This window comes from Pseudomonas sp. RW407, assembly GCF_003176655.1.
Taxonomy (GTDB): Bacteria; Pseudomonadota; Gammaproteobacteria; order Pseudomonadales; family Pseudomonadaceae; genus Pseudomonas; species Pseudomonas delhiensis.
In genome coordinates this window covers 845,312-852,825 of record NZ_QGSL01000106.1, presented here as the reverse complement: position 1 = coordinate 852,825, position 7,514 = coordinate 845,312, and the positions used below count along the sequence as shown (strand labels likewise).

1 protein-coding gene is annotated in these 7,514 nt (G+C 71.7%); it reads left to right on the top strand.

Features of this window, described 5'->3' with window-relative positions; all coding sequences use genetic code 11:
* On the top strand, positions 1 to 7,514 hold a 7,514-nt coding region (locus DK254_RS20605), incomplete at both ends, for a non-ribosomal peptide synthetase (protein ID WP_146219636.1).

Genomic DNA, 7,514 nt, shown 5'->3' with positions numbered 1-7,514 from the left:
CGCTGCACTTCGTGCCCTCGATGCTGCAGGCCTTCCTGCAGGACGCCGCAGTCGATAGTTGCACCAGCCTCAAGCGCATCGTCTGCAGCGGCGAGGCCTTGCCGGTGGACGCCCAGCAGCAGGTCTTCGCCAAGCTACCGCAGGCCGGCCTGTACAACCTCTACGGCCCGACCGAGGCCGCCATCGACGTCACCCACTGGACCTGCGTGGAGGAGGGCAAGGATGCCGTCCCCATTGGCCAGCCCATCGCCAACCTGGGCTGCCACATCCTCGACGACAACCTGGAGCCGGTGCCGGCAGGCGTGCTGGGCGAACTGTACCTGGCCGGCGAAGGCCTGGCCCGTGGTTACCACCAACGCCCGGCGCTGACCGCCGAACGCTTCGTCGCCAGCTCCTTCGTGGCCGGCGAGCGCATGTACCGCACCGGCGACCTGGCCCGCTACCGCGCCGACGGCGTGATCGAATATGCCGGGCGTATCGACCACCAGGTGAAGCTGCGCGGCCTGCGTATCGAGCTGGGTGAGATCGAGGCGCGGTTGCTGGAACACGAATCGGTGCGCGAAGCGGCGGTGCTGGCCGTGGACGGCAAGCAACTGGTCGGCTACGTCGTGCTCGATGCCGAGCAGGATGACTGGCGTGAAACCCTGGCCGCGCATCTGGCCACCAGCCTGCCGGAATACATGGTCCCGGCGCAGTGGCTGGCCCTGGAGCAGATGCCCCTGAGCCCCAACGGCAAGCTGGACCGCAAGGCCCTGCCCAAGCCCGACGCGGCGGTGGCCCAGGCCGACTACGTGGCACCGCGCAACGAGGTGGAGCAGTGCCTGGCGGCCATCTGGCAGGACCTGCTGGGCCTTCCCCAGGTCGGCCTGGACGACAACTTCTTCGCCCTGGGCGGCGATTCCATCATCGCCATCCAGGTGGTCAGCCGGGCGCGCCAGGCCGGGCTGCAGCTGAGCCCGCGTGACCTGTTCCAGCACCAGAGCGTGCGCGGCCTGGCCCAGGTGGCCAAGCCCCTGACGGCCGCCGCGGTGGAACAGGGCCCGGCCCATGGCGAGGCGGCCCTGGCGCCGGTGCAGCACTGGTTCTTCGGGCAGGCCATTCCCAACCGCCAGCACTGGAACCAGTCGCTGCTGCTGGAAGCCCGCCAGCGCCTGGACGGCGAGCGCCTGGAGCGCGCGCTGGCCCGCCTGCTGGCGTATCACGACGCCCTGCGCCTGCGTTTCCGCCAGGCGGACGGCGCCTGGCACCAGGCCTACGCCGAGCAGACCGAAAGCCCGCTGTGGCGGCGCCAGGCCGATTCGCCCGAGGCGCTGGCTGCGCTCTGCGAAGAGGCCCAGCGCAGCCTTGACCTGGAAAACGGCCCGCTGCTGCGCGCGCTGCTGGTGGACCTGGCCGACGGTGGTCAGCGCCTGCTGCTGGTGATCCACCACCTGGTGGTGGACGGGGTGTCCTGGCGCATCCTGCTGGAGGACCTGCAGCACTTGTACGAACAGCCGGACGCCGGCCTGCCGCCGCGCAGCAGCGCCTACCAGGCCTGGACGCGCCAGCTGCACGAACAGGCGCCGCAGCGCCTGGGCGAACTGGCCTACTGGCAGGCGCAACTGGCCGACGCCCCGCGCAGCCTGCCTTGCGACAACCCGCAAGGCGCGCTGGAGAACCGCCACGAACGCAAGCTCACCCTGACCCTCGACGCCGAGCGCACCCGCCAGTTGCTGCAGGAGGCGCCGGCGGCCTACCGCACCCAGGTCAACGACCTGCTGCTGACCGCCCTGGCCCGGGTGGTGTGCCGCTGGACCGGCGACGCCAGCCTGCTGGTGCAACTGGAAGGCCACGGCCGCGAGGACCTGGGCGGCGGGCTGGACCTGAGCCGCAGCGTCGGCTGGTTCACCAGCCTGTTCCCGCTGCGCCTGACGCCGGCCGCCGATATCGACGCCTCGATCAAGGCGGTCAAGGAACAACTGCGCGGCGTGCCGGACAAGGGCGTCGGCTACGGCCTGCTGCGCTACCTGGCCGGCGACGAGGCGGCGCAGGCCCTGGCGGCGCTGCCGCAGCCGCGCATCACCTTCAACTACCTGGGCCAGTTCGACCGCCAGTTCGACGCAGCCGCCTTGCTGCTGCCGGCCGCGGAAAGCGCCGGCCAGGCCCAGGACCCGCGCGCGCCGCTGGCCAACTGGCTGAGCATCGAAGGCCAGGTCTACGGCGGCGAGCTGAACCTGAGCTGGGCGTTCAGCCAGGAAATGTTCGAGGCGGCCAGCGTGCAGCGCCTGGTGGACGACTACGCGCGCGAGCTGCAGGCGCTCATCGACCACTGCCGCGACCCGCGCCACGCCGGGGCGACGCCCTCGGACTTCCCCCTGGCCGGCCTGGACCAGGCGCAGCTGGACGCGCTGCCGCTGGAACTGGCCACGGTGCAGGACATCTACCCGCTCTCGCCCATGCAGCAGGGCATGCTGTTCCACAGCCTGCACGGCCAGGCCGGCGACTACGTGAACCAGTTGCGCATGGACATCGGCGGCCTGGACGTGGCGCGCTTCCGCGCCGCCTGGCAGGCCGCGCTGGACGCCCACGACAGCCTGCGCAGCGCCTTCCTCTGGGCCGACGGCTGGGCGCAGCCGCTGCAGGCCGTGCTCGGCGGCCTGCAGGTCGACCTGCGCCTGGCGCCCGCGGGCAGCGACCCGCAGGCCCTGGCCGAGGCCGAGCGCGAGGCCGGCTTCGACCTGGCCCGTGCGCCCCTGCAGCGCCTGCTGCTGGTGCCCCTGGCCGATGGACGCCTGCACCTGGTCTACACCTACCACCACATCCTCATGGATGGCTGGAGCAACGCCCAGCTCCTCGCCGAGGTGCTGCAGCGTTACGCCGGCCAAACACCGGAAGTGGCGCCGGGCCGCTACCGCGACTACATCGCCTGGCTGCAGGCGCGCGACCTGGACGCCGCCGAGGCCTTCTGGCGCGAGCAACTGGCCACGCTGGCGGCGCCCACCCGCCTGGGGGGCCGCGAGCACTCCGATGCCACCGGGCAGGGTGAGCACCTGCACGAGCTGGATGCCGCCACCACGCGGCGCCTGACGGCCTTCGCCCAGGCCCAGCGAATCACCCTCAACACCCTGGTGCAGGCCGCTTGGTCGGTGCTGCTGCAACGCCACGCCGGCCAGCCGACGGTGGCCTTCGGCGCTACCGTCGCCGGCCGTCCCGCCGAGCTGCGGGGCATCGAGGGGCAGGTCGGGCTGTTCATCAACACCCTGCCGGTGGTCGCCACGCCGCAGCCGCAGCAGACCGTAGCGGACTACCTGCAGTGGCTGCAGGCGTCGAACCTGGCCTTGCGCGACTTCGAGCACACCCCGCTGTACGACGTCCAGCGCTGGGCCGGGCAGGGCGGCGAAGCGCTGTTCGACAGCATCCTGGTGTTCGAGAACTTCCCGGTGGCGCAGGCCCTGGGCCACGCGCCCGCGGGCCTGAGCTTCGACATGGCGGGCAACCACGAGCAGACCAACTACCCGCTGACTCTCGGCGTCACCCTGGGCGAGCGCCTGGCGCTGCAATTCGTCTACGCCCGCAACGCCTTCGACGCCGCCTCCATCGTCAACCTGGAGCGCCAGCTGCGCCAGGTGCTGGTGCGAATGGCCGAGGCGCCGCAGCTGTGCCTGGGTGAGCTGACCCTGCTGGACGCCGGGCAGCGGCGCGAAGCGCTGCGCGACTGGCAACAGCCACTGCAGGGGCTGCCGCAGGACGGTGTGGCCGCGCGCTTCGCCCGCCAGGCCGCCGCCACCCCGGACGCCGTGGCGCTGGTCCAGGGTGACGCGCAACTGACCTACGCCGAACTGGAGGCCCGCGCCGAGGGCATCGCCCGCGGCCTGCGCGCCCATGGCGTAGGTGCCGAAAGCCTGGTGGCGATCGCCGCCGAGCGCTCCTTCGCGCTGGTAGCGGGTCTGCTGGGCATCCTCAAGGCCGGCGCCGGCTACCTGCCGCTGGACCCGGAGTACCCGGCGCAGCGCCTGGCCTACATGCTGCGCGACAGCCGTGCGGCCTGGCTGCTGCACGACGCCGGCGCGGCGACCCGCCTGCCGCAGCTGGAAGGCATCGAGCGCCTGGCCCTGGACGACGCCGACTGGCAGGCGCAGGCCGGGGCCGAAACGTTGCCGCCGGTGAACGGCGGGCAACGGGCCTACGTGATCTACACTTCCGGCTCCACCGGCCAGCCCAAGGGCGTGGCGGTGAGCCAGGCGGCGCTGGCCGGGCATTGCCTGGCGGCGGCGAGCGCCTATGGCGTGGGGTCGCGGGACTGCGTGCTGCAGTTCGCCTCCATCAGCTTCGACGCCGCCGCCGAGCAACTCTTCATGCCGCTGCTGGCGGGCGCCAGGGTGCTGCTCGGCGCGGCCGGGCAATGGAGCGCCCAGCGCCTGGCAGACGAGGTGGAGCGGCACGGGGTGAGCGTACTCGACCTGCCGCCGGCCTACCTGCAGCAACAGGCCCAGGAACTGCTGCGCAGCGGCCGCGAGATCGCCGTGCGCGCCTGCATCCTCGGCGGCGAGGCCTGGGATCCGAGCCTGCTGGAGCAGGATGCGGTACGGGCGCAGCAGTGGTTCAATGCCTACGGCCCCACCGAAGCGGTGGTCACGCCCCTGGCCTGGCGCTGCCAACTGCCGATGGCCGCGGCCCCGGCCATTGGCCGGGCCCTGGGCGCACGCCGCGCTTGCATCCTCGATGCCGCCCTGCAGCCTTGCGCGGTGGGCATGGTCGGCGAACTGTACATCGGCGGCGACTGCCTGGCCCGCGGCTACCTCGGGCGAGCCGGGCAGACCGCCGAACGCTTCGTCGCCGACCCCTTCGCCGCCGAAGGCGCGCGCCTGTACCGTACCGGCGACCTGGCGCGCTACCGCGCCGACGGGCAGATCGAATACCTCGGGCGCGTCGACCAGCAGGTGAAGATCCGCGGCTTCCGCATCGAGGTCGGCGAGATCGAGAGCTGCCTGCTGGCCCACCCGAAGGTGGCCGAGGCGGCCGTGCTGGCGCTGGACGGCGCCAGCGGGCCGCAACTGGCGGCTTACCTGGTGGCCACCGGCGGCGAGGCGGATGACGCCTGGCTGGCCGAGGTACGCCAGTGGGCCGCGGAGCGCCTGCCGGCGCACATGCTCCCGGCGGCCTGGCAGCCGCTCGCCGGCCTGCCGTTGAACGCCAACGGCAAGCTCGACCGCCAGGCCCTGCCCAAGCCGGACCTGGAGCGCCGGCAAACCGGCGAGGTGCCGCAGGAGGGGCTGGAGCAGCGCGTGGCGGGTATCTGGGAGGAACTGCTGGGCGTCGAGGGCATCAGCCGCGACGAGCACTTCTTCGAACTGGGCGGCCATTCCCTCAGCGCCACCCGGGTGATCTCGCGGCTGCGCCAGGAACTGGGCCTGGACGTGCCGCTGCGCAGCCTGTTCGAACAGCCGACCCTGGCCACCTTCTGCGCCGCCCTGGCGCGCCTGGAGGGCCAGGCCGCGCCGGGCCTGCGCCCGTTACCGAGGGGCGGCGAGCTGCCGCTGTCGTATGCCCAGCAGCGCATGTGGTTCCTCTGGCAACTGGACCCGCAGAGCGCCGCCTACCACGTGCCCAGCGTGCTGCGCATCCGCGGAGCCCTGGACCTGGAAGCCCTGCAAGGGGCCTTCGACTGGCTGGTACGGCGCCACGAGAGCCTGCGCACCCGCTTCGAGGCCGTGGATGGCCGGGCGCAGCAGCGGGTGTCGCCGGAGCTGCCGCTGCGCCTGGCGCGGCAAGACTGCGCCGGCCTCGACGACGAGGCCCTGCGTCAGCGGGTGGCGGAGGCGATCCGCCAGCCCTTCGACCTGGCCAGCGGCCCGCTGCTGCGGGTGTGCCTGCTGGTTCGCGGCGGCGACGAGGTCGTGCTGGTGGTCGTCCTGCACCATATCGTCTCCGACGGCTGGTCGATGCAGGTCATGGTCGACGAACTGCTGCAGGCCTACGCCACCCTGCGCCGCGGCGAGCAGCCGGGCCTGGCGCCGCTGGCGCTGCACTACGCCGACTACGCGGCCTGGCAGCGCGCCTGGCTGGACGGTGGCGAGGGCGAGCGGCAGTTGGCCTACTGGCGCCAGCGCCTGGGTAACGAACAGCCGCTGCTGGAGCTGCCTGCCGACCACCCGCGCCCGGCCCAGGCCAGTGGCCGTGGCCAGCGCCTGGAGCTGGCGCTGCCCGCTGCACTGGGCAAGGCGCTGCTGGCCAGCGCCCGCCGCGAAGGCGTCACGCCGTTCATGCTGTTGCTGGCGTCGTTCCAACTGCTGCTGCAGCGCTACAGCGGCCAGTCTGATATCCGCGTCGGGGTGCCCATCGCCAACCGCAACCATGCCGGGACCGAGCGCCTGATCGGCTTCTTCGTCAACACCCAGGTGCTGCGCAGCGAAATCGACGGCCGCCAGGACGTCCGCCGCCTGCTCGGCCAGGTGCGCGAGGCGGCCCTGGGCGCGCAGGCGCACCAGGACGTGCCGTTCGAGCAACTGGTGGATGCCCTGCAGCCCGAGCGCAGCCTCAGCCACAGCCCGCTGTTCCAGGTGCTGTACAACCACCAGAGCGGCGAGCGCCAGGCCGCGGAAGTCGACAGCCTGCGCATCGACAGCTTCCCCTGGGAGGGCGCCACGGCGCAGTTCGACCTGGCGCTGGACACCTGGGAAAGCCCGGCCGGCCTGGGGGCCGCGCTGACCTATGCCACGGACCTGTTCGAGCCGGCCAGCATCGAGCGCATGGCGCGGCACTGGCAGAACCTGCTGCAGGCGATGATCGAGGATCCGCAACAGGCGGTCGGCGAACTGCCGATGCTGGACGCCGGCGAACGCGAGCTGATCCTGAAACAGTGGAACGCCACGGCTACCGAATACCCGCTGCAACGCGGCGTGCACCAACTGTTCGAAGAGCAGGTCGAGCGTCACCCGAATGCACCGGCGCTGGCCTTCGGCGAGCAGCGCCTGAGCTATGCCGAGCTGAATGCCCGAGCCAACCGCCTGGCCCATGCCCTGATCGAGCGCGGCGTGGGGCCGGACAGCCTGGTCGGCATTGCCGTCGAACGCTCCATCGAGATGGTCGTTGGTTTGATGGCGATTCTGAAGGCCGGCGGCGCCTACGTGCCGCTGGACCCGGAGTACCCGGCCGAACGCCTGGCCTACATGCTGGAAGACAGCGGCGTGAAGCTGCTGCTGAGCCAGTCGCATCTCGACCTGCCGCTGGCCGAGGGCGTGCAGCGTATCGACCTGGACCAGGGCAATGCCTGGCTGGAGGGCTACAGCACTGCCAATCCCGGAATAACCCTGGATGGCGAAAACCTCGCCTATGTGATCTACACCTCCGGCTCCACCGGCAAGCCCAAGGGCGCCGGAAACCGCCACCGCGCGCTGACCAACCGCCTGTGCTGGATGCAAGAGGCTTATGGCCTGGATGGCAGCGATACCGTCCTGCAGAAGACGCCGTTCAGCTTCGACGTTTCGGTGTGGGAATTCTTCTGGCCGCTGATGACCGGCGCCCGCCTGGTCGTT